This is a genomic window from Citrobacter sp. XT1-2-2, assembly GCF_023516235.1.
GTDB classification, from domain to species: Bacteria; Pseudomonadota; Gammaproteobacteria; order Enterobacterales; family Enterobacteriaceae; genus Citrobacter; species Citrobacter werkmanii.
Genome location: NZ_CP097324.1, coordinates 1,009,533 through 1,032,748, shown reverse-complemented (window position 1 = coordinate 1,032,748; position 23,216 = coordinate 1,009,533). Strand labels below are relative to the sequence as shown.

At 48.8% G+C, this 23,216-nt stretch carries 21 protein-coding genes and 1 pseudogene; 8 read left to right on the top strand and 14 right to left on the bottom strand.

The features are described 5' to 3' along the window. Nucleotides 1–53: 53 nt before the first annotated feature. A complete protein-coding gene (locus M4I31_RS04975) occupies nt 54–1,307 on the bottom strand; it encodes an enolase C-terminal domain-like protein (protein WP_085048834.1) in 1,254 nt (417 codons plus the stop codon). Nucleotides 1,308–1,633: 326 nt separating this feature from the next. Between M4I31_RS04975 and M4I31_RS04970 the strand changes: the two genes are divergently transcribed. The 6 genes and pseudogenes from M4I31_RS04970 (at nt 1,634) to M4I31_RS04945 (ending at nt 7,845) form a co-directional block, all read left to right on the top strand. Beyond that, a complete protein-coding gene (locus M4I31_RS04970) occupies nt 1,634–2,401 on the top strand; it encodes an SDR family oxidoreductase (protein ID WP_085048833.1) in 768 nt (255 codons plus the stop codon). 85 nt (nt 2,402–2,486) lie between these two features. Beyond that, nucleotides 2,487–3,839 (top strand): MFS transporter, encoded by a 1,353-nt coding sequence (locus M4I31_RS04965; RefSeq protein WP_085048832.1) that lies wholly within the window; start codon nt 2,487–2,489, stop codon nt 3,837–3,839. A 10-nt stretch (nt 3,840–3,849) separates the two neighbouring features. After that, nucleotides 3,850–4,899 (top strand): L-idonate 5-dehydrogenase, encoded by a 1,050-nt coding sequence (idnD, locus tag M4I31_RS04960; RefSeq protein WP_085048831.1) that lies wholly within the window; start codon nt 3,850–3,852, stop codon nt 4,897–4,899. A gap of 87 nt (nt 4,900–4,986) precedes the next feature. Further along, on the top strand, nt 4,987–5,700 hold the full coding sequence (locus tag M4I31_RS04955; protein WP_085048830.1) for a FadR/GntR family transcriptional regulator: 714 nt from the start codon (nt 4,987–4,989) through the stop codon (nt 5,698–5,700). Nucleotides 5,701–5,832: 132 nt separating this feature from the next. Next, nucleotides 5,833–6,091, top strand: a pseudogene (locus M4I31_RS04950) (Fic family protein); the annotation flags it as partial. Between the two features lie 731 nt (nt 6,092–6,822). Next, entirely contained in the window at nt 6,823–7,845 is a 1,023-nt protein-coding gene (locus M4I31_RS04945) for an IS110 family transposase (RefSeq protein ID WP_085048829.1), read from the top strand. A 374-nt stretch (nt 7,846–8,219) separates the two neighbouring features. Here M4I31_RS04945 and M4I31_RS04940 read toward each other — a convergent pair whose 3' ends face one another. The 3 genes from M4I31_RS04940 to M4I31_RS24080 form a co-directional block, all read right to left on the bottom strand. Beyond that, complete coding sequence (locus tag M4I31_RS04940) at nt 8,220–8,876, bottom strand: HNH endonuclease (protein ID WP_085048828.1); 657 nt, start codon at nt 8,874–8,876, stop codon at nt 8,220–8,222. Then, nucleotides 8,876–10,102 carry an AAA family ATPase gene (locus M4I31_RS04935; RefSeq protein WP_085048827.1) on the bottom strand — a complete coding sequence of 409 codons (1,227 nt, stop codon included), beginning with the start codon at nt 10,100–10,102 and terminating at the stop codon, nt 8,876–8,878. The genes M4I31_RS04940 and M4I31_RS04935 overlap by 1 nt, the downstream gene beginning before the upstream one ends. A 569-nt stretch (nt 10,103–10,671) precedes the next feature. After that, nucleotides 10,672–11,256 carry a site-specific integrase gene (locus tag M4I31_RS24080; RefSeq protein ID WP_320204144.1) on the bottom strand — a complete coding sequence of 195 codons (585 nt, stop codon included), beginning with the start codon at nt 11,254–11,256 and terminating at the stop codon, nt 10,672–10,674. A gap of 469 nt (nt 11,257–11,725) precedes the next feature. Here M4I31_RS24080 and mutS point away from each other — a divergent pair, with 469 nt between their 5' ends. Continuing rightward, a complete protein-coding gene (gene mutS / locus M4I31_RS04925; protein ID WP_038633127.1) occupies nt 11,726–14,287 on the top strand; it encodes a DNA mismatch repair protein MutS in 2,562 nt (853 codons plus the stop codon). 45 nt (nt 14,288–14,332) lie between these two features. On the opposite strand, the gene M4I31_RS04920 is transcribed toward mutS, so the two are convergent. The 3 genes from M4I31_RS04920 to M4I31_RS04910 are packed head-to-tail and all read right to left on the bottom strand — an operon-like array spanning nt 14,333 to nt 16,600. Then, a complete protein-coding gene (locus tag M4I31_RS04920; protein ID WP_038633131.1) occupies nt 14,333–14,569 on the bottom strand; it encodes a non-oxidative hydroxyarylic acid decarboxylases subunit D in 237 nt (78 codons plus the stop codon). Nucleotides 14,570–14,579: 10 nt separating this feature from the next. Next, complete coding sequence (locus tag M4I31_RS04915) at nt 14,580–16,007, bottom strand: non-oxidative hydroxyarylic acid decarboxylases subunit C (RefSeq protein ID WP_038633134.1); 1,428 nt, start codon at nt 16,005–16,007, stop codon at nt 14,580–14,582. Continuing rightward, entirely contained in the window at nt 16,007–16,600 is a 594-nt protein-coding gene (locus M4I31_RS04910) for a non-oxidative hydroxyarylic acid decarboxylases subunit B (RefSeq protein WP_085048826.1), read from the bottom strand. The genes M4I31_RS04915 and M4I31_RS04910 overlap by 1 nt, the downstream gene beginning before the upstream one ends. 158 nt (nt 16,601–16,758) lie before the next feature. On the opposite strand from M4I31_RS04910, the gene M4I31_RS04905 reads away from it, so the two are divergent. Further along, complete coding sequence (locus M4I31_RS04905; RefSeq protein WP_038633140.1) at nt 16,759–17,163, top strand: MarR family winged helix-turn-helix transcriptional regulator; 405 nt, start codon at nt 16,759–16,761, stop codon at nt 17,161–17,163. A 144-nt stretch (nt 17,164–17,307) separates the two neighbouring features. On the opposite strand, the gene rpoS is transcribed toward M4I31_RS04905, so the two are convergent. The 7 genes from rpoS to ispD form a co-directional block, all read right to left on the bottom strand. Beyond that, nucleotides 17,308–18,300, bottom strand: a complete 993-nt coding sequence (gene rpoS / locus M4I31_RS04900; RefSeq protein WP_000081498.1) for an RNA polymerase sigma factor RpoS — start codon at nt 18,298–18,300, stop codon at nt 17,308–17,310. A gap of 62 nt (nt 18,301–18,362) precedes the next feature. Next, nucleotides 18,363–19,445, bottom strand: a complete 1,083-nt coding sequence (nlpD, locus tag M4I31_RS04895; RefSeq protein WP_233623724.1) for a murein hydrolase activator NlpD — start codon at nt 19,443–19,445, stop codon at nt 18,363–18,365. Nucleotides 19,446–19,609: 164 nt separating this feature from the next. Continuing rightward, nucleotides 19,610–20,236, bottom strand: a complete 627-nt coding sequence (gene pcm, locus M4I31_RS04890) for a protein-L-isoaspartate O-methyltransferase (RefSeq protein ID WP_038633150.1) — start codon at nt 20,234–20,236, stop codon at nt 19,610–19,612. Continuing rightward, nucleotides 20,230–20,991: a 5'/3'-nucleotidase SurE gene (surE, locus tag M4I31_RS04885; RefSeq protein ID WP_038633152.1), complete on the bottom strand. Its 762-nt coding sequence runs from the start codon at nt 20,989–20,991 to the stop codon at nt 20,230–20,232. The genes pcm and surE overlap by 7 nt, the downstream gene beginning before the upstream one ends. After that, a complete protein-coding gene (gene truD, locus M4I31_RS04880; protein WP_038633155.1) occupies nt 20,972–22,021 on the bottom strand; it encodes a tRNA pseudouridine(13) synthase TruD in 1,050 nt (349 codons plus the stop codon). The genes surE and truD overlap by 20 nt, the downstream gene beginning before the upstream one ends. Beyond that, nucleotides 22,018–22,497 carry a 2-C-methyl-D-erythritol 2,4-cyclodiphosphate synthase gene (ispF, locus tag M4I31_RS04875; protein WP_003034167.1) on the bottom strand — a complete coding sequence of 160 codons (480 nt, stop codon included), beginning with the start codon at nt 22,495–22,497 and terminating at the stop codon, nt 22,018–22,020. The genes truD and ispF overlap by 4 nt, the downstream gene beginning before the upstream one ends. After that, entirely contained in the window at nt 22,497–23,207 is a 711-nt protein-coding gene (gene ispD / locus M4I31_RS04870) for a 2-C-methyl-D-erythritol 4-phosphate cytidylyltransferase (RefSeq protein WP_085048824.1), read from the bottom strand. Before ispD ends, ispF begins: the two co-directional genes overlap by 1 nt. Between the last annotated feature and the right edge of the window lie 9 nt (nt 23,208–23,216).

The window sequence follows — 23,216 nt, the reverse complement described above, 5'->3', positions numbered from 1 at the left end:
CTCCGGTAAGATGGCCGTAGACACCACGCTATCCTACGGCCTCTGTACGCGAATTATGGTCTGGAGGCCGTGCCATCAGGAGTCCGCGCCATCGTCCAGGACGGAATCCCCCCTTCACTGGGGTATTTCGCCGCTTCCGCTTCGTTAATATCGATGCCGAGACCGGGCTTATCATTCAGGTATGCATAGCCCCGATCAATCTCCGGGCAGCCAGGAAAGACGTCGCGCAACGCGTCATTCATCGGCGTATATTCCTGAATGCCAAAGTTGGGTGAACTCATATCCAGGTGCATGTTTGCGCAGACGCCAACGGGAGAAATATCACCCGGTCCATGCCATGCCGTACGAATACCATTTAGCTCACTATATACCGCCAATTTCTTCGCAGGCGTAATTCCACCAATAGTACTGACATGGCAGCGAATGTAATCAATAAGTTTGTTGTCGATAAGAGGTTTCCATTCGTTAACGTTAACGAACAACTCCCCCATAGAGATAGGCGTGGAGGATTGCTGGCGCAACATTTTCAGCCAGCCGATATTTTCTGGCGCCACCGGATCTTCAAGATAAAAGAGCTGAAATGGTTCTAGCGTTTTAGCCAGATTAACCGCAGTAACTGGCGTTACCCGCTCATGTACGTCATGAATAAATTCGATCCCAAATCCCAGTTTATTGCGTAAATGTTCAAACAGCCGTGGAACACTTCTTGCGTAGGCATCAGGGTCAAAATAGATGCCAGCCGTTTTCGTTCGGGGCGAACGTTTGGGTTGAATGTTTTTTGCTCGAGCAAGCTGAGTTGCGATAAGTTTTAAATCATCCGTTCCCGCTCCGCCATACATTCCCATCTGACAGCGCACATACTGATACCCCTCCTCCATCCGGGCACGAATGTTGTCTTCCACTTCCACTTCATCGCCGCCATCGGTATGGCAGTATAAAGGAATACCATCGCGGCACTTGCCTCCCAGCAACTCATAAACAGGCATTCCCGCAAGTTTGCCTTTGATATCCCACAGCGCCATATCAACGCCCGATAAGGCATTGTTCATGATGGGGCCATTACGCCAGTAACCGCTGACGGCTCCGGACTGCCAGATATCCTCAATACGACGCGGATCTTTGCCAATCAGGAATGGCGCCATAAATTCATCTATCGCACTTTTGACCGCAGCAATACGCTGTGTAAATGTCGCGCACCCTAATCCGTACAACCCCGGCTCATTAGTCTCGATTTTTACAACCGCCAGGTCGATACCTCCAGGGGCCGTCAAAATCGTTTTCACATTCGTAATCTTCAGGTTACTCACTTTAGCTTCCTCATCAAGTCAATTAATGTTCAGCGAACTGCATCGTCTGCCACGCCTCAATGTTGTAAGTTGTCCTACAAATTTACGTTGTTATATCACGATGCTTTTGTATCTGTGATGGCGATACTTCATTTTGTGATCTCGATCATGCCAACAAAAACAAAATCATTAAATATCAATGATATAAAACAAACGAAATAATGAATTCGAAACTTGTTTGTGATCCGCATTGCAATTTCATATACCAAGAATTGATTTTAAGTTGTTATAAACCCACCCTAACAATACATCAGTCGTCATACATATTTATCTACGAGGAAAGCTACATGAGCGATTTATTTAATCTTCAGGGGAAAACCGCAATGGTTACCGGATCTGCTCGCGGGTTAGGATTTTCTTACGCTCAGGGACTTGCCGCAGCAGGCGCGACGGTGATCCTGAATGATATCCGCGAAGCTCTGCTAGAGGATTCTGTCAAAACGCTGACGGCACAAGGCTATTGCGCACACGGTCTGGCCTTTGACGTTACGGACGAAGAGGCCATTGAAAAAGCGTTCAATACGCTGGATGCACAGAATATCCAGGTTGATATTGTGATCAACAACGCGGGAATTCAGTACCGTAAGCCGATGGTTGAACTGGAACTGGAACACTGGCAAAAAGTAATTGATACCAACCTGACCAGCGCATTTCTGGTCTCCCGCGCTGCCGCAAAACGGATGATTTCACGCCAGAGCGGAGGAAAAATAATTAACATTGGCTCATTAACCAGTCAGGCAGCCAGGCCTACCGTAGCGCCTTACACAGCAGCCAAAGGCGGGATCAAAATGCTTACCTGCTCGATGGCGGCGGAATGGGCACAATTTAACATTCAGACCAACGCGATCGGTCCGGGTTATATTCTGACGGATATGAATACCGCGCTAATTGAAGATGAGAAGTTTGATAGCTGGGTGAAAAATAGCAATCCGTCTCAGCGATGGGGACATCCGCAAGAATTAATTGGTACTGCAGTTTTCCTGTCATCAAAAGCATCTGATTATATCAACGGGCAAATTATTTACGTCGATGGTGGATGGCTGGCTGTTTTATAAAAACAATCACCCTACATTTTGCCTTTAAAATCACGGGATATCTTTTTCAGCAAAGAAGATATTCCGATAAAATACGGGCCTTATTATGAAAGCTTCGAGATCTCGACTATTTATTCTTTCCTTATTATTTGTTGTTACTGCCATAAATTATATGGATCGGGCAAATCTTGCCGTCGCGGGTTCGAATATACAAAATGATTTCAATCTAACTCCAACACAGCTTGGTTTGCTTTTCTCAATGTTTACATGGGCCTATGCTGCAAGTCAGATTCCGGTAGGCTATGTTTTAGACCGTATCGGGTCACGTGTTTTATATGGTGGAGCTATCATTCTGTGGAGTGTTTTCACTTTTATGATGGGGTTTTCTTCACATCATTTATTTGCTACCTCAACAGCCTCTTTTGCAATGCTCTTAGTTTGTCGCGCATTGATCGGAGTAGCAGAAGCTCCATCGTTTCCATCAAATACAAAAATTATTGCAACATGGTTCCCTGACCATGAACGTGCACGCGCCACTGCAATATACTCCAGCGCTCAATACATTGGATTAGCCCTGTTAACACCTGCGCTCTCCTTCATCGTCGCTACCTATGGGTGGGAGATGTCATTTTATTTATCTGGCGCAGCAGGCATTTTATTTGGTATATATTGGCTAATCTATTATCGCGATCCCCAGCATAGTAAGTCCGTCAATCAGGCAGAGCTTGAATATATTAAGGCAGGCGGGGGATATGGCTCGGTGAACCAAGCGGCTGTAAGCAAAAAAATTAGCTGGCATGACATCAAATTTTTCCTGGGTAAGAAAACTATTTGGGGATTATTTATCACTCAGTTTGCCTGCTCATCAACACTCTACTTCTTTTTGACATGGTTTATTGTTTATCTGGAACAAGGTCTGCATCTTTCCATTTCTAAAGCTGGGATCGGCGCGATGCTGCCTTATATTATGGCAATGTTTGGCGTACTTTGCGGTGGAACATTAAGCGATCTCTTATTGAAAAAAGGTAAATCAAGGACGTTTGCACGCAAGTTACCTGTGATGGTTGGACTCTGTGTCACCATGATTATTGGTATTGTTAATTTCTTCGAAAATCAGCCAGTAATAGCTATTGTGATACTGTCTATTGCCTTTTTTGCTAATGCTTTTTCAAATTTAGGATGGGTAGTCTGGAGCGATGTTATTCCACGTAATTTCCTTGGTACCATGGGCGGCTTTTTGAATATATGTGGAAACCTGTCTGGTATTATCAGCCCCATCGTTATTGGTATTATTCTTCAGGAAACACATAATTTCCAGTATGCCATGTGGTATATCGCAGGTGTCGCAGCCCTAGGCTTATTAGCTTATATGTTTCTGGTTGGTAAAATAGATGTCATCGTTCCCGATGAAAAAAACATTTCCACGAAAGAAACAACACCCGTTACTGCTAACAAATAATGAGGTAAGTATGAGTTCTGAAAAGATAATTTGTAAAGCCTGTCTGGTTCATGCAGAAAAAGATATTCGATTTGAATCCCGCGAAATTGAGCATAATGAAAATCAGGTGCTAGTAAAGGTGGCTTGTGGTGGTATTTGCGGTTCCGATATCCATTACTATCAACATGGGCGTGCCGGCATGTCTATCCTTAAAAATCCGATGGTTATTGGTCATGAGTTTGTTGGAATTGTAAAAAAAGCACAGGATGGTTGTGGGCTGAAACCGGGCCAAACTGTTGCGATAAACCCATCCAGTCCGTGCAATCAATGTGAGATGTGCCTATCAGGCCATCAAAACCTCTGCGGTAATATGCGTTTTATGGGCAGTGCCCAGTTTAATCCTCATGTTAACGGCGGCTTCTCCGAATACGTTTCCGTCAAGCCGGAACAATGCATACCCTATAAGAAAGAAATTTCTGCGTCGGTAATGGCTTTCTCTGAACCCTTAGCCGTCTCTATTCACGCCATTAAAATGGCAGGTCAACTAACAGGGAAAAAAGTATTAATTATTGGCGCAGGACCTATCGGATGCCTGATCCTGGCTGCCGCCAAAAGCGCAGGCGCTTCTGAAGCCGTAGTTTCCGATTTGAGCCCTCGCTGCCTAGAACTGGCACAAAAAATGGGCGCAACAAACGTAATGGATCCGCGTGATGAGAATCAGGTTGCCCATTATCAAAAACACAAAGGCTATTTCGATGTGGTTTTTGAAGCCTCTGGCTCACCCGCTGCTATCTCTTCAACGGTTGATTTCACTCGACCTTCTGGTGTTATTGTACAGGTGGGGATGGGACCCAGTCCCGTTAACTGGCCGGTATCAGCCATGTTGGTGAAAGAAATTCGCTGGGTGGGTTCGTTCCGCTTCATCGATGAGTTTGTAACGGCAGTACGTTGGCTGGAAGATGGACGAGTCGATCCCCGTCCTCTGATTAGCGCAGAATACGCCCCAGAAAAAATAGAAGAGGCGCTTATTACTGCCACTGACAAAAATATCTCAGCAAAGGTACTTATTCGTTTCGATTAACAGGAAAAGCGCCGTCAGAGGCGCTTTTTTCTTATGTATGAGTTGCTATACTATGGACCAATTCAGGGATCAGGACGGACACTAAACTTGAGCATAAAATCCATTCAAAAACAGAATGTTGTAAATGAAATTTATGATCAGATAAGCAGTAAATTGCTGGACGGCAGTTGGCCCCCCGGTAGTCGTCTCCCGTCGGAAGCTGAACTTACCGCATCATTCAACGTCAGCCGGGTCAGTGTTCGCAGCGCAGTACAGCGCTTTCGTGATTTAGGTATTGTTGTAACTCGCCAGGGAAGCGGCAGTTATGTCAGCGATAACTTCACACCAAAGATGCTGAGTAACGATCCCCGTCCTATCATGCATCTTAGCCGTGAAGAGTTTCACGATATGATGATTTTTCGCCAGACGGTTGAATTTAAGTGTGTCGAGTTAGCCGTAACTCATGCAACAGATGATGATATTCACTGCTTGGAACAAGCTCTCAACAATATGTTGATTAACAAAGGCGATTATAAAAAGTACTCTGAGGCGGATTACGACTTTCATCTGGCTATTGTCAAAGCCTCCCACAATAGCGTGTTTTATAATGTGATGAATTCCATTAAAGACATCTATTACTACTACCTTGAAGAGCTTAATCGCGCGCTGGGAATTACGCTTGAAAGCGTTGAAGCCCATATAAAGGTGTATATGTCCATAAAGAATCGCGATGCAACAACTGCCGTTAAAGTACTCAATGAAGCAATGTCAGAGAACATTACCGCCATTGAAAAAATAAAATCCACAACTGATTCACTATAATGATGAGTGCTACCAGTAAATCCCCCTCCCCAGAATACATTGTCATCGTCTGAGTCGCCCCGGAGCGGGATGCATTGGTCTGTTAATGTTGATTATTAACGATAATTTTCCATCAGATTATAAAAACTATAGCCATGTACCAACATGAGCGAAGAACAGCTCATAGAGGCTATTGCTGTAACCCATGTAGAGCTGATACTCATCCTTCCGTTCCGGGAAGGCAATGGGCGTTTATCACGGCTTTTAGCTGATGTGATGGCGGTTCAGGGAGGATACATGCCGCTGGATTATCAAAGCTGGGAGCAAAATAAAGCCGAATACATTTCGGGGTATGTCAATGGACTACGGCCCAATGTGCTATTGGGTTGGTGCTGCGTTGAGACGAGATTAAACAGCAAGGCGAAGATGGGCGAACTTTTTGCGCGTCGCTTCAAGCGATGCTTCGATCTTCTCAGAGGACTGCCCCGTCTCAACGGCGGTTGACGTTGCTACCGAGCGAACGATGTCGGCGCGAGACGGTTTAACGTAATACACCTGCGTTTTCTTGTCATTGCTCATCACGATTCCTCAGCTATCGAACCTGTAATCTGTATTCATTATATCAAGGTTTCAACACGACTTTACATCATCTGTAGGCCGACAGAAATATTCATATAGTCCGACCTTGTGGAGCGACGCAGGGAACCACATGAGTGCCGTAAGACCCACCACATTCGCGGGTCTTACGACTACCTTTGCTACCCTCAGCGAGAAGGCAAACATCGAGAGAGCGCTTACTGACATCAACACCGACGTAGTACACAATCATCTCTTTTCACCGTAACCATCACGCCCCTTTCACTTGTACATGCAGAGTTAATGCTCTTGGTAACCGTTCAATGTTTATGCTGGCGTGAAAGGTGAAACAGAGGGCCTTAACTCAGCCACAAAGTTGATCTTTGATATTCCCTCTATGAAGCTCATTCTGTTTCGTGTGATGGTAGCTAATCACCACATCAGGAAAGATACTAGTTCCCTCAAAGGGATCTACTATTCCGCGCTAATGAAATGGACACCTCCCCACAAAGACTTCAGTGAGCCATGCTGTAAGTGCAAACCAACAGCAATATGAAGAGGTGTCCCATGGAACAAATTATCGGAATTGATCTGGCAAAGCGAGTTTTTCAGGTGAATATCGTATCTGCGCAGGGTGAGAAGAAAGCGAATAAAATGATCACCCGTGAAAAATTGACGGCATTTATTGTTCAGCAGCCTCCGTCCCGTATTGTGATGGAAGCGTGCGGCAGTGCAAATTACTGGTCACGCCAGTTCAGGCAATACGGACATGAAGTTAAACAAATCAGTCCACAGTATGTTGCCCCCTTCAGAATGGGCAGTAAAAATGACAAAAATGATGCAGCTGCAATTGTGGAAGCTGACAGTCGCCCGGGTATGCGCTATGTGCCGGAGAAGTCTATTGAACAGCAGGATATTCAGTGTCTGCACCGGGTTCGCCAGCGGCTGATGAAAAACAAAACCGCGCTGATTAACCAGATACGGGGGCTGGGTCTGGAATACGGTATCGCCATACCGGAAGGGGCTCATAAAATTATGGCCCACCTGCCTGATCACCTGGAGGATGCAGAAAATGAGCTCACCACGCTCAGCCGGGAGCTGTTCCATGAGATGTTGCAGGAGCTTCAGGACAATCAGCAGCGGATTAAAGCGCTGGATCTACGTCTTGCGCTGATCAGCCAGCAAAATGAGGATACACTCAGACTGAAAAGCATACTTGGTATCGGGCCATTAGGGGCTTCTGCCCTGACGGTAGCTCTGGGCGACAGTGCTGATTTTCAGAATGGCCGGCATTTTGCCAGCTATCTGGGGCTGGTTCCGAAGGAGCACAGCAGTGGTGGTAAAGTCAGACTACTCGGGATAACAAAACGCGGAGATGGTTATCTGCGAGGACTGCTTATTCATGGCGCCCGTTCAGTGGTTTACCGGGTCATCAACCTTCCGGAAGAACGATGTGGAGGTCTTCAGCGGTGGCTGAAAGGTATTATTGCCCGAAGTGGCGTAAACAAAGCTGTAGTGGCGCTGGCTAACAAAAATGCCCGAATAGCGTGGGCGCTAATAAACCAGAAAACAGAGTATATCGTTAAGTAACTAACTGATTTTAATAAGTCCAAAGAGTTGATGTACTGACAGGTAGAACCGACTCTCTGTGAACCTGGTAAATAGCTGGACTGTAATAAGTCATGGCGCTAATGAGGCCAGAGAGTACGGATGTTCATCAGGGCTCACGAAGCCGGATATATGTGTGTGGCTACTTCGTCAGAAAAAGATCTGCCCGTACTTGTATCGGGGAGGTGTCCATATAAGCTATTTAGAATATATATATGGATTATTGGGAAAAAACCAGCAATAAACCCATGACAATATATTAAAAATATAGATAAAATCAATAAATAAAATTGTGACACTCAATCATTAAATATATAACAGCGAGGAGAACATAAACTCCTCGCAAAGGTACTAGATTAAAATATACCGTCCATAAAATGATGAAGCTGTGGAGCATCTAACACAGTCCATCGAAGAAATGCTGAAAACTCATACTCATCACGCAACATATTTTTTATCTTTCTAGAAATTAAATTTTTATCTTCAGGTAAGATATCATCATCATCGTAGTCAAAAATTAACGTCAGAAACTTTCTATATTGCTTCATTAACCTTCTCTTAAGAAAGACTCGTGTAAGTTCTTTATTCCCCGTATTATCATCATTGAATACCTTAGATATTAATTTAGCAGTTTCGATCGTTTTCACATCATCATTCATTGGTATAATGCTGACGTGCTCTGCATAGGCTGTTGTAGGAAATACATGTCTTATAGCTCTTAAAACATCAACTTGTGGATCAGTACAATCAAGAATGTTTTCGAATTGATTTCTTTTTATATTGTTACACCGACCACAAGCAAAGAATAAATTTTTCCAATCAAATTTTTTCGCATTGTCCCCTTCATGGGGTATAAAATGCTCTACATTTAAGACAAGAGGATCTTTCACTTCACAAATATAACATTTATTATAAAAATCATGTGATAAAGCCTCAATTACATCTTTTTCTCTATAAGACCGTTCACTATCAAGTGACTCTGGAACAATAGTCGATTTTGTCACTGGAAACATTATGCGCAATCCTTATTGTTCTTAAGAATTGTGGCTCCTTTCAGTAAAAAAATAGCAGACTCATCATCTAGTTTCTCTTTATATGGCAGCAACTTATTCACAATTTCACTGAGGGCATCCATATCTATTCTTTTTTCATTAATGAGAATAGATAATCTTTTTATGTCTTTTTCTAAGGAAATTGATACTACGGGTACACCAAGTAACCCTTCTATGATTGTTTCATAGGAATAATTTGAAAGTTCTTTAAATTGCTGTTTGGAACCGAGATCATACACAACAGAATCATCTAATGAACCAATAACAAATGGTGAGTGCGTAGTTATAATGAATTGAATTAGCGGGTATGTTTTAGTCAGAAATGGTAATATTTTTCGCTGTAACGAAACATGAAGATGAGCATCTATTTCATCTATCATTACTATACCTTGAAGCTCGCTCGGCGATATTTTATATGCCTCAGTTTTCATTATTAGCTCTGAGATGATATTAAAAATAGCAGAATAGCCAGATGATAATGTTTGAAATGTATAAGGTTTCTTATCTTTTTGATTTAAATAAAATTTAAAATCATCAGGTTCAAATTTAAGTTCAAAAGTATCATCCTCCATTAAAAATGCTATATTCTTTTCTAACCCATCAAACCAAGCATCTATAGATTTATAGAGTTCCATATCATTATCAAAGGTTTTGGCAAACGACTGTCGAGTCTTAAGGTTAACTAAATGCTGTTCAAATGTATTGCCAAAGGATTGATTTTTCGCGTCTGAATTAACTACACGTTTAACCTTATTTGCACCTGTTGCTGGTTGAATCTCTGCTTTTCGAATAGCCGTAAAGAAATTTATTATAGCTTTACCTTCATTGAGCAATATTGATAGCTCATTTTTATCAGTAAACTCTAGTTGTAAACCATCTTGAATTTTTTTTAAGCTTCCCTCAGCTAATTCAATTTGCCTCACTGCTTGATAATATTCATTCGAACCTTTCTGCGCCCTATTTTTTGAATTTTTCCAGTGTTCAAGATTTCTTTTTAAATTTTCTATAGATTGAACATTCTTATCAATTAAAAGCGTTGTCAATTTATTTCTTATTTCATTAAGAAATGTAGTTTTACCGCAACCATTCCCTCCAGTGATAATTAGATTTTTCCCACTAATATCTATTCCTACATTACCAATCAAACCCGGGATAGCACCATTAATATTCATTAGAAACTTAGACATTTCATCCTCTTACTTTATATCAAGAAATTTGAATTAGAATACCCTGTCTATTGTTTTTTTCCTAGTTGAAACATACTTCATTTTAGGTGATTACTTTAAAGAAGTATTAAATTATATTTCCTTCCACACAGAGTAGTATTTCCCTAAAAACAATCTCGGTGTTGATCCAAACAAATACTTATCAGCCAATCGACATATCCGAGTTTAAGCCTATTGACCTATGACATATTGCAGTATCTCTGATTATCTAATGTCAACCTTTAAAATAGATACCACTTGGGTACACAAGGTGATACATAACCGCTACAATATGCCTGATTGCTAGTACCAACATTATGCAGATCAACCGATAACCAAACTATCCAAATAGTCTGCCCAGACCTGTAACCATTGCTTGCACTCTGCATCATATATATAGAGATTGTAAATCCCTTCAACTCCCCCCCCTTTGTATGCCCCAAAATAACCTCAGCAACTTCATTTGGACATTGCAGCCTTGATAGCCCTGTACACACAGTGCGGCGCAAATCGTGCGGCACCCAACTTGGTATATCCAACATTTGTCCTGATTACCGCAAATGCCAAGCATTTTCGGCGAGGTATTTCTGCTGTATTGACAACTTCGTCCGGGACGAAGGAAACAGGTAGGAATCGGAATTGAGATGCAGAACCTTTAGAAAGCCAAGAGCCTGTTTGGACAACTGAACATAGCGCTCAACGCCTGTTTTAGTTTCGCGCAGGTGAATCGTTCCCTTTTCAAGATCAACATCCTTCCATGTCATATTGCATACTTCACCAGTACGGCCCCCCGTCCAAAGGGTCATACACAGGACATTTTTTATCGTAGGAGGGCAGGCTGAACCCGGTAGCCATTTGAGAAATTTAGCCAGCTCAGTCTCACTCAGCACTCGGGGACCACGACCACTAGTAAGCTTAATTCGTGTTTGCCGTAAGCTGGATTTTGCTAACAATGCCGGGTTAGCGAAACTGTCACTAAAGCGCCCCAAACCGATAGCATATTCATAGACGAGAGAGAGTTCTCTCAGCACATTACCTGCCTGAACTGTCGCACCTCTGGCTACAACGCCATTAATCAAATTGATAACATCTTTTCGGGTAATCTCAGCGGCATTCCTCGTGCCTAAACTCTTCACCACATCACCATAGAGCGTGCGACGAACTTCAGCCTGTCCTTTTTTTCTTCCTTACTCCGGGAATGATCTTTCCATCCACCGTTTTATGGTCTTCAATGCGCTCCGTAGTTTTCTTGTTTGAGTTCAGTCGCCGGGCAGCAACCATCCTGACGCAACTGTTTTAATTCCTGGAGCTTAAGACGAGCGGCAGCAAGACTGACTTCATCGTTTCTATCACTTTAAACAAAAGTGGTCTTCCCTGTTGTTTTCCTGCCATAAAGACTCCGTTATCATGCTCCCTACGTAGTCATGGAATGAAATGTAGGTTGTGCAATGTGTAGCCGTAGCATATCTGCCTGCATTTATAAATCAGCACGTTAACCCACAGTAAAATGTAGGATTCCATGAGATGAAATGGATCAATGTGATACTCAATGAGAACGATAAAAATCACTAACTTATTAAAATTTAAGAATATGGACACAACTCCATGAGTACAATCGATAATCTCGACGCCCACACGCCAATGATGCAGCAGTATCTCAAGCTGAAAGCTCAGCACCCGGAAATACTGCTGTTTTACCGCATGGGCGACTTTTATGAACTGTTTTATGACGATGCGAAACGCGCGTCTCAACTGCTTGATATCTCCCTGACTAAGCGCGGCGCATCCGCAGGCGAGCCCATCCCAATGGCGGGTATTCCCCACCATGCGGTAGAAAACTACCTTGCCAAGCTGGTCAATCAAGGGGAATCCGTCGCTATTTGCGAACAGATTGGCGATCCGGCCACCAGCAAAGGACCGGTGGAGCGTAAAGTTGTGCGCATCGTTACGCCCGGCACCATCAGTGATGAAGCGCTGTTACAGGAGCGCCAGGACAACCTGCTGGCCGCCGTCTGGCAGGACAGCAAAGGCTACGGCTATGCCACGCTGGACATCAGCTCCGGGCGTTTTCGCGTTAGCGAGCCTGCCGACCGCGAGACCATGGCCGCTGAACTGCAGCGAACTAACCCGGCTGAACTGCTGTATGCCGAAGATTTTGCAGAAACCTCACTGATTGAAGGACGTCGCGGCCTGCGCCGTCGTCCGCTGTGGGAATTTGAAATTGATACTGCCCGTCAGCAGTTAAATCTGCAGTTTGGCACACGAGACCTGATTGGCTTTGGCGTTGAGAACGCCCCGCGCGGATTATGCGCTGCTGGCTGTCTGCTGCAATATGTGAAAGATACCCAGCGTACCTCACTGCCGCATATTCGTTCCATCACCATGGAGCGTCAGCAGGACAGCATCATTATGGATGCCGCCACCCGCCGCAATCTGGAGATCACCCAGAACCTGGCTGGCGGCGTTGAAAACACATTGGCTTCGGTACTCGACTGCACCGTAACACCGATGGGCAGCCGTATGCTCAAGCGCTGGCTGCATATGCCGGTCCGCGACACCAAAATCCTCACTGAACGCCAACAAACCATCGGCGCGTTACAGGATATCACCAGCGAATTGCAACCCGTGCTGCGTCAGGTGGGCGATCTGGAACGCATTCTGGCGCGTCTCGCTCTGCGTACCGCGCGCCCGCGCGATCTGGCCCGCATGCGCCACGCTTTCCAGCAACTCCCTGAACTACGCGCGCAACTGGAAAACGTAGACAGCGCCCCGGTGCAGATGCTGCGTGAGAAAATGGGGGAGTTTGCGGAGCTGCGTGAACTGCTGGAACGCGCCGTCGTGGAAGCTCCACCGGTGCTGGTACGCGACGGCGGCGTCATCGCGTCTGGCTATAACGAAGAGCTGGACGAGTGGCGAGCGCTGGCCGATGGCGCAACCGACTATCTCGACAGACTGGAGATCCGCGAGCGCGAACGCACGGGTCTTGATACGCTGAAAGTCGGATTCAACGCCGTTCACGGATACTACATTCAGATCAGTCGTGGACAGAGCCATCTGGCGCCAATTAATTACGTGCGTCGCCAGACGTTGAAAAACGCTGAACGCTACATTATTCCAGAACTGAAAGAGTATGAAGACAAAGTTCTGACTTCCAAAGGTAAGGCGCTGGCACTGGAAAAACAGCTATACGACGAGCTGTTCGATATGCTGCTGCCGCATCTGGCTGATTTACAACAGAGCGCCAGCGCGCTGGCGGAGCTGGACGTCCTGGTCAACCTCGCAGAACGTGCTTATACGTTGAATTACACCTGTCCGATCTTCACCGATAAACCCGGCATTCGCATTACCGAGGGCCGTCACCCGGTGGTGGAGCAGGTACTGACAGAGCCGTTTATCGCCAACCCGCTCAACCTTTCCCCACAGCGCCGGATGCTGATCATCACCGGGCCGAACATGGGGGGGAAAAGCACCTATATGCGCCAGACCGCATTGATTGCGCTGCTGGCGTATATCGGCAGCTATGTCCCGGCACAAAAAGTCGAGATAGGGCCTATCGACCGTATATTTACCCGCGTTGGCGCGGCGGATGATCTGGCCTCGGGTCGTTCCACCTTCATGGTTGAGATGACCGAAACCGCCAACATTCTGCATAATGCTACCGAAAACAGCCTGGTGCTGATGGATGAGATTGGACGCGGCACTTCAACCTACGACGGCCTGTCGCTGGCATGGGCGTGCGCAGAAAATCTGGCGAATAAAATCAAAGCATTAACATTGTTCGCCACCCACTACTTCGAACTGACTCAGTTACCTGAGAAGATGGAAGGCGTCGCGAATGTACATCTGGACGCGTTAGAGCATGGCGATACCATCGCCTTTATGCACAGCGTACAGGATGGCGCGGCGAGCAAGAGCTATGGCCTGGCGGTAGCAGCCCTGGCAGGTGTGCCGAAAGAGGTCATAAAACGTGCGCGGCAAAAACTGCGCGAACTGGAAAGCATCGCGCCGAATGTTGCCGCAACCCAGGTCGATGGTACACAGATGTCGCTGCTTTCGGTTGCGGAAGAAACATCTCCCGCCGTTGAAGCGCTGGAAAATCTCGACCCGGATTCACTCACGCCTCGCCAGGCACTGGAATGGATCTATCGGTTAAAAAGTCTGGTGTAACGCCGTTGTGCCGGGTACGGTTTCGCCGCACCCGGCATTTTTTGATTAACGCTTATCTTCCGCCAGCAGCGGCGGGATACTTGGCACCATTGGCGCATCGTCGATATCTTTCTGCGTCATGCGAAACGCTTGCGGATAATGCTCGCGGCTGGTACGGCGTAGCGGCTCGGTATTACGCCAGGTGTACAGACAATGCTGGCATTGATATACGGTCCAGACACCTTTTACCGGCGAGTTCGCCATCACTTCAATATGTTCATCGGCACAACGTGGACAAATCATCTGCTACTCCTTATTTACGGTTGGCCAGCATGGCGGTCAGCTTTTCAGCCCAGGCTTTTGTTTCCGGTAAATCACATACCGGTTGGCTGTAATGACCTCGGTTATCCGGTGCAACCGGTGTCGTGGCATCGATGATGAGCTTGTCGGTAATCCCCGCCGGACTGGAACCGGGATCAAGTTCCAGCACCGACATATTCGGCAGTTGCACCAGATCGCCCGCCGGATTGACCTTCGAGGAGAGCGCCCACATCACCTGCGGCAGGTTGAACGGGTCAACGTCTTCATCAACCATAATCACCATCTTCACGTAACCCAGGCCGTGCGGCGTGGTCATAGCACGCAGTCCCACCGCGCGGGCAAAGCCGCCGTAGCGTTTTTTGGTGGAAATAATCGCCAGCAGTCCGTGGGTGTACATGGCGTTCACCGCCTGCACTTCCGGGAATTCGGCTTTCAATTGTTGATAAAGCGGTACGCAGGTCGCCGGGCCCATCAGGTAGTCGATTTCGGTCCACGGCATACCGAGATAGAGTGATTCAAAAATCGGTTTGCTGCGATAAGAGACTTTATCGATACGCACCACGGTCATATTGCGTCCACCGGAATAGTGGCCGGTAAACTCGCCAAACGGACCTTCGATTTCGCGTTTACGGCTTTCAATGACCCCTTCGAGGATCACTTCAGAGCCCCACGGCACGTCAAAACCGGTGAGCGGCGCGGTAGCGATCGGGTACGGGCTTTCACGCAGCGCTCCCGCCATCTCGTATTCAGACTGATCGTATTTCAGCGGCGTGGCGCCCATCAAAGTGATGATGGGATCATTACCCAGCGTGATGGCAATCGGCAAATCTTCACCGCGCTCTTCCGCTTTATGCAGGTGCAGCGCGATATCATGCATTGGCACCGGTTGCAGACCGAGCTTACGTTTGCCCTTCACTTCCATGCGGTAGATGCCGACGTTCTGTTTGCCGAAGTTGTCCCGATCCAGCGGATCGCGCGACACCACGCAGGCTTTATCCAGGTAGAAACCGCCGTCGCCATCGTTCAGGCGAAACAGCGGCAGAATGTCGAAAAGATTAATGTCTTCGCCGTCGACGGTATTTTCAGCCCATGCCGGGTTCGCACGACGTTCCGGGGCAACCGGAAATTTATCCCAGCGACGGATAAACTCATCAATTTGTTTTTTCACCGGGGTATTTGGTGGCAGACCTAAAGAGATGGCGTGATTCTGCCATGAACCGATGGTGTTCATCGCCACGCGGGCATCGGTAAAACCGCGAATATTGTCAAACCACAGCGCAGGCGCGCCATCACCAATACGCCCGGTCGCATTGGCCGCCGCCGCCAGATCCGGCTCGGCGTTAACTTCCTCACTGATTTTCAGCAATTGTCCCTGGTCGTCCAGCGCCTGCAAAAAGCTGCGCAAATCATCAAATGCCATTATTCGTTCTCCTGTGCAAAATTCTGCGCCTGTCGTAATCCCTGCCAACGACGGGCGTTAGGGTGTTCAAGCCCAAACTGGTCGAGCACACGCGCGACAATGTGCTGGGTGATGTCATCGACCGTTTGCGGATGGTTGTAAAACGCGGGCATTGGCGGGACCATCGCCACGCCCATGCGGGAAAGCGCGAGCATGTTTTCCAGATGGATGGTGCTGAGCGGCATTTCACGCGGTACCAGCACCAGTTTGCGCCCTTCTTTCAGCACCACGTCTGCGGCGCGCCCCACCAGCCCTTCCGCGTAACCTGCGCGAATACCGGCCAGCGTTTTCATGCTGCAGGGGATAATGATCATGCCGTCAGTACGAAACGATCCGGAGGAGATGGTCGCGGCCTGGTCCGCGGGGTTGTGGCAATAGTCTGCCAGTGTGGATACATCGCGGACGCTGTACGGCGTTTCCAGCTCAATGGTCGTTTTTGCCCATTTCGACAGCACCAGATGGGTTTCCACACCCGGCATTTCCCGCAGCGCCTGCAGTAGCGACACGCCGAGCGGTGCGCCGGTAGCCCCCGTCATTCCTACGATCAGTCTCATTCAATTCCTCAATTTGTTCGTGTACGAACGTTTTGATTAAAATACTCCCACAATTCATTGTGGGCAAGGCCACCGCGCACGGATAGCTAAAACAGCGATGGTTAAAAAAGGAGGCGTAACCCGCTATGATAGAGACTGACCGATATCCCGGAGCTCTCATGCCGTTACGCAATAAAGCATTTCATCTTTTACGTCAGCTTTTTCAGCAGCATACGGCTCGCTGGCAACATGAGTTACCAGAGCTAACCAAACCGCAGTACGCGGTGATGCGCGCCATTGCCGAACAGCCCGGCATTGAACAGGTCGCCCTGATGGAGGCAGCGGTCTGCACCAAAGCCACACTTGCGGAAATGCTGAGCCGGATGGAAAAGCGTGGGCTGGTCAGGCGGGATCACGACCCGGCGGATAAGCGTCGGCGGTTTGTTTATTTGACTGCGCAAGGAGAAGCATTATTGGCCAGCGCAACCCCGGTAGGAGATCGCGTGGATGATGAGTTTCTGGGCAGACTGAGCGAGGAAGAGCGCAAACAGTTTACTCAACTGGTGCGTAAGATGATGGGATAATCGTTCGGATGGCGGTTTTGGGTGATGTCTTTGTAGGCCCGATAAGCAAAGCGCCATCGGACAATATGTGCCGACCAATAAGCGGTAGCGCTAAAGAAAAAGGCCAGTCTCGATGAGACTGGCCTTTCTTGATGGAACTTGTGCTTACTCGCGGAACAGCGCTTCGATATTCAGCCCCTGAGTCTGCAGAATTTCGCGCAGACGACGCAGGCCTTCAACCTGAATCTGACGAACACGTTCACGCGTAAGACCGATTTCGCGGCCCACATCTTCCAGTGTCGCAGCTTCATACCCCAGCAGACCGAAACGACGTGCCAGCACTTCACGCTGTTTGGCGTTCAGTTCGAACAGCCATTTGACGATGCTCTGTTTCATATCATCGTCTTGCGTGGTGTCTTCCGGGCCGTTTTCTTTTTCATCGGCCAGGATGTCCAGCAACGCTTTTTCGGAATCGCCACCCAGCGGGGTGTCTACCGAGGTAATGCGCTCGTTGAGTCGGAGCATACGGCTGACGTCATCAACCGGTTTATCCAGTTGTTCAGCAATCTCTTCTGCGCTCGGTTCGTGGTCCAGTTTATGCGACAACTCACGCGCGGTACGCAGATAGACGTTCAGCTCTTTTACAATGTGAATCGGCAGTCGGATCGTACGGGTTTGGTTCATAATAGCCCGTTCGATCGTCTGACGGATCCACCACGTTGCGTATGTTGAGAAGCGGAACCCGCGTTCCGGGTCAAACTTCTCGACGGCACGGATAAGCCCCAGATTGCCCTCTTCAATCAGGTCCAGCAATGCCAGACCGCGATTGCCATAACGGCGAGCAATTTTCACCACCAGACGCAGGTTACTTTCAATCATGCGGCGGCGAGAGGCGACATCTCCACGCAGTGCGCGACGCGCAAAATAAACTTCTTCTTCGGCTGTTAACAGTGGTGAATAACCAATCTCACCAAGGTAAAGCTGAGTCGCGTCCAACACACGCTGTGTGGCCCCCTGCGATAACAGCTCTTCTTCAGCCAGGTCGTTATCACTGGGTTCCTCTTCACTCAAGGCTTTCTCATCAAAAGCCTCTACTCCGTTCTCATCAAATTCCGCATCTTCATTTAAATCATGAACTTTCAGCGTATTCTGACTCATAAAGGTGGCTCCTACCCGTGATCCCTAACGGAACTAGCAAGTGAAAGCCTGGTTCCGCCGAATTATCGCTGCGGCAAGTAACGCAGCGGGTTTACGGATTTCCCCTTGTAACGAATTTCAAAATGCAAGCGTGTTGAACTGGTTCCGGTACTACCCATGGTAGCTATTTTCTGCCCCGCCTTGATTTCTTGTTGTTCCCGGACCAGCATTGTATCGTTATGGGCGTAGGCGCTCAGGTAATCATCGTTATGTTTGATGATAATAAGATTACCGTAACCACGCAGCGCGTTACCGGCATAAACGACGCGTCCATCTGCGGTCGCGACAATAGCCTGTCCTTTGCTGCCTGCAATGTCGATCCCTTTATTGCCACCTTCGGTAGCCGCAAAGTTTTCGATCACTTTGCCGTCAGTTGGCCAGCGCCAGGTAGAGATTGGCGCGCTGGTCGACGTTGAGCTTGCAGTTGTTTCGGTTGTGCTAACTGCTGGAGCCGTTACTGGCGCTGTGACAACTGTCCCAGCAGGCTTGTTGTTCGGCAACATTTTGTTAGCACTTTGTTCACCTGAATCCTCAGAATACGTAATTGTTGGTTTCGAAGCAACAGCAACGGTGGAATTTTGTGCAGGGTTGGTCACAACTCCTTGCTGTGCTGCATCCGCCTGGGTGATGGCATTCCCACCGGTAATCGGTGTACCCGAGGCGTTGCCCACTTGCAGAGTTTGGCCGACATTCAGGCTATACGGGGCCGGAACGTTATTGCGCTGTGCGAGGTCACGGAAATCGTTCCCGGTAATCCAGGCAATATAGAAAAGTGTGTCGCCTTTCTTGACAGTATAGGTGCTGCCGCCCGTGTAGCTACCTTTCGGAATATTCCCATACTTACGGTTGTACACGATACGACCGTTTTCCATCTGTACAGGCTGTTCTGCAACAGGTTGAATTTGCGTTGGTTGCGTAGTCGGAGTCTGCACCGGTTGGATCTGTGGCGTCTGTTGTACTGTCGACGTCGAGCCCATTTTTGGCGGAGGCGTAATCAGCATGCCGGAACTGGTGTTCGAGGATGCACCGCCGTCAACCGAGCTGACCGGCGCTGGTGGATTCGAGGTGTTTGAACAACCTGCCAGCCATAATGAAACCAGTGACAATGCCGCAATACGGCGAATGGTAAATTTGTGGCTTCCCGCGCTCATTTATCCCCCAGGAAAATTTGGTTAAAACCCGTAACGTAATCACCGTGCAAAAGCATCGACACGATACGCTGACTAATTCCAGAATATCCAGGAAAACTCCAGGTATTCAGAGCCAGTGTCTACGCAAGCTCCCCTTTTACTAAGGGAACAAAACGTACGGCCTCCACGGTATCAATAATAAATTCGCCTCCCCGACGACGCACCCGCTTCAGGAACTGGTGCTCATCGCCCACGGGTAAGACGAGAATACCGCCTTCATCCAGCTGCATCATCAGCGCAGTTGGGATCTCCGGCGGAGCTGCCGTTACAATGATAGCGTCAAACGGGGCTCGCGCTTGCCAGCCCTGCCATCCATCACCGTGACGGGTAGAAACATTGTGTAAATCCAGCTGTTTCAGGCGACGACGCGCCTGCCATTGCAGGCCTTTAATACGCTCAACGGAGCATACATGCTGCACCAGATGCGCCAGAATCGCCGTCTGGTAGCCGGAGCCAGTGCCAATTTCCAGCACCCGCGATTGCGGCGTTAGCTCAAGCAGCTCAGTCATGCGTGCAACCATATAAGGCTGCGAAATCGTCTGCCCCTGACCAATCGGCAAGGCAATATTGTCCCAGGCCTTATGTTCAAACGCCTCATCAATGAATTTCTCACGCGGCACGGCGGCGAGTGCATCCAGGACATGCTCATCTCGGATGCCCTGCGCACGTAATTGTTCAAGAAGAGTATGTACGCGTCTGCTTACCATTGCGTGTCGACTCCCACGCTGTCCAACCAGCTCGAAACCACCTCATGCGCGCCGTAGGCGGTTAAATCGACATGCAGCGGCGTGATGGAAACATAGCCTTCATCGACGGCGGCAAAATCGGTATCCGGCCCGGCGTCGCATTTTTCCCCCGGTGGCCCAATCCAGTACAACGTATTTCCGCGCGGATCCTGCTGTGGAATAACCTGATCCGCCGGATGGCGGCTGCCGCAGCGGGTGACGCGGATGCCTTTAATCTGATCCAGCGGTAGATCCGGAACGTTGATATTTAAAATACGCCCGGTGCGCAGCGGTTCACGACTCAGCGCCCGTAAGATACGACAGGTTACTGCCGCAGCAGTATCGTAATGCTTATGGCCATCAAGCGAGACAGCCAGCGCAGGGAACCCAAGGTGACGACCTTCCATTGCCGCCGCAACGGTACCGGAATAGATGACATCATCCCCGAGATTAGGACCTGCGTTAATACCAGAAACGACAATGTCCGGACGCGGACGCATTAACGCGTTCACGCCCAGATAGACGCAGTCGGTGGGCGTACCCATTTGTACGGCGATATCGCCGTTATCATAGGTAAACGTGCGAAGTGAAGATTCCAGCGTCAGCGAGTTAGACGCGCCACTGCGGTTACGATCCGGGGCAACCACCTGTACGTCAGCAAACTCACGCAGGGCTTTCGCCAGCGTTTGTATACCGGGTGCATGGACCCCATCATCGTTACTCAGCAATATACGCATAATCACCCATTGTGTTAATAAGTTCCCTTACTACACTGGTGGCGAAGCTACCTGCCGGTAGCCAGAAGCGTAACTCAACGGTTACGTCATCCCACCAGTTCCAGCTTAATTGTTGTGGATACAGCAACATAGCGCGTCGCGATGCCTCGACTTTCTCGCGCAATAGCAGAGACTGCAGCACGGTTTCATCCGCAACAGCGCTTTCTTCAAACACCAGCGCGTCGCGCTGAGTTCCCCACTCACCGCTACCCGGTAATGCCGCTGTAATCATCAATTCTTTGTCATCGACGCGACGCTGTAATTCAGTCTGTTCTTCCTGCGTGGCGACAAACCAGCTTCCGCGTCCCGACAATTGTAGCGCATCGCCGTCAACAACTTGATTAAAGTCTGTTTTTTTCAAGCGTTCACTGACGATCTGATTAAACAACGCGCTACGGGCCGCCGACAACCAAAAACTGCGTTTATTGCGATCGCGCACCGGCGCATCGCTTTGCGCCCAGCGCAGCGCCCCTTGCAGGTTGCTGCCGCCGATCCCAAAACGCTGAGCGCCAAAATAGTTCGGTACGCCGCGCTCGCTAATCGCCTGTAATCGCGCTTCAACATCATTTCGCTCGCTCACTTCACGCAGCACCAGCGTAAATTCGTTGCCTTTCAGCGCCCCTAAACGCAGCTTACGCTTGTGGCGCGCGTACTCCAGCACTTTACAGCCTTCGAGCTCAAATTTGCTTAAATCAGGCATTACATTGCCCGGCACGCGCGCGCACAGCCACTGTTCCGTGACCGCATGCTTATCTTTTTGCCCAGCAAAGCTCACTTCACGGGCGTGAATTTTCAGGAACTTCGCCAGCGCGTCAGCGACAAAACGGGTATTGCAGCCGTTTTTCAGGATGCGCACCAAAATGTGCTCGCCTTCGCCATCCGGTTCGAAGCCTAGATCTTCGACGACGACAAAGTCTTCCGGATTGGCTTTCAGGACGCCATGGCCCAGTGGTTTACCATGAAGATATGTCAGATTCTCAAACGCAGTCATTTCGTTGCCTTAATGAGTAACGCCACCGCTTCACAGGCAATCCCTTCCCCACGCCCGGTGAAACCGAGTTTTTCCGTGGTGGTCGCTTTCACGTTAACATCATCCATATGGCAGCCAAGATCTTCGGCAATAAATACGCGCATTTGCGGAATGTGCGGCAGCATCTTCGGCGCCTGAGCAATAATCGTCACATCCACATTACCAAGCGTATAGCCTTTCGCCTGAATACGCCGCCAGGCTTCACGCAATAATTCGCGGCTATCTGCACCTTTAAAGGCCGGGTCGGTATCCGGGAAGAGTTTACCGATGTCACCCAGCGCCGCCGCGCCCAGCAAGGCATCGGTTAGCGCATGTAACGCCACATCACCATCAGAATGCGCCAGCAGTCCTTTTTCATACGGGATGCGCACGCCGCCAATGATAATTGGGCCAACGCCGCCAAAAGCGTGTACGTCAAAACCGTGTCCGATTCGCATTATGCATTCTCCAAATGGATTGTTCGGGAGAGATAAAACTCCGCCAGCGCCAGGTCTTCCGGGCGGGTGACTTTGATGTTGTCAGCGCGTCCTTCGACCAGTTGCGGATGAAAGCCGCAATATTCCAGCGCCGAAGCTTCGTCCGTAATGGTTGCGCCTTCGTTGAGCGCACGGGTCAGGCAGTCGTGCAACAGCTCGCGAGGGAAAAACTGCGGCGTTAACGCATGCCATAAATCGGTACGATCGACCGTATGGGCAATGTCTGTGCGGCCCGGTTCAGCGCGTTTCATCGTATCGCGTACGGGTGCCGCCAGGATCCCGCCAGTGCGGCTGGTTTCACTGATTTCCAGCAAACGTGCTAAGTCATCCTGATGCAGACACGGACGCGCGGCGTCATGCACCAGCACCCAACGCGCATCTCCTGCGGCTTGCAAACCGGCAAGGACAGAATCGGCACGTTCGTTGCCGCCATCCACTACGGTAATTTGCGGATGCGCGGCAAGTGGAAGTTGGGCAAAGCGGCTGTCGCCTGGGCTGATAGCGATGACGACTCGCGTCACCCGGGGATGGGCCAGTAGCGCATCAACCGAGTGTTCAAGAATGGTTTTATTGCCAATTGAGAGGTACTGCTTAGGACACTCTGTTTGCATTCGGCGGCCAAATCCGGCAGCCGGCACCACGGCGCAAACGTCCAATAAAGTGGCTGCCATGTTAGATCC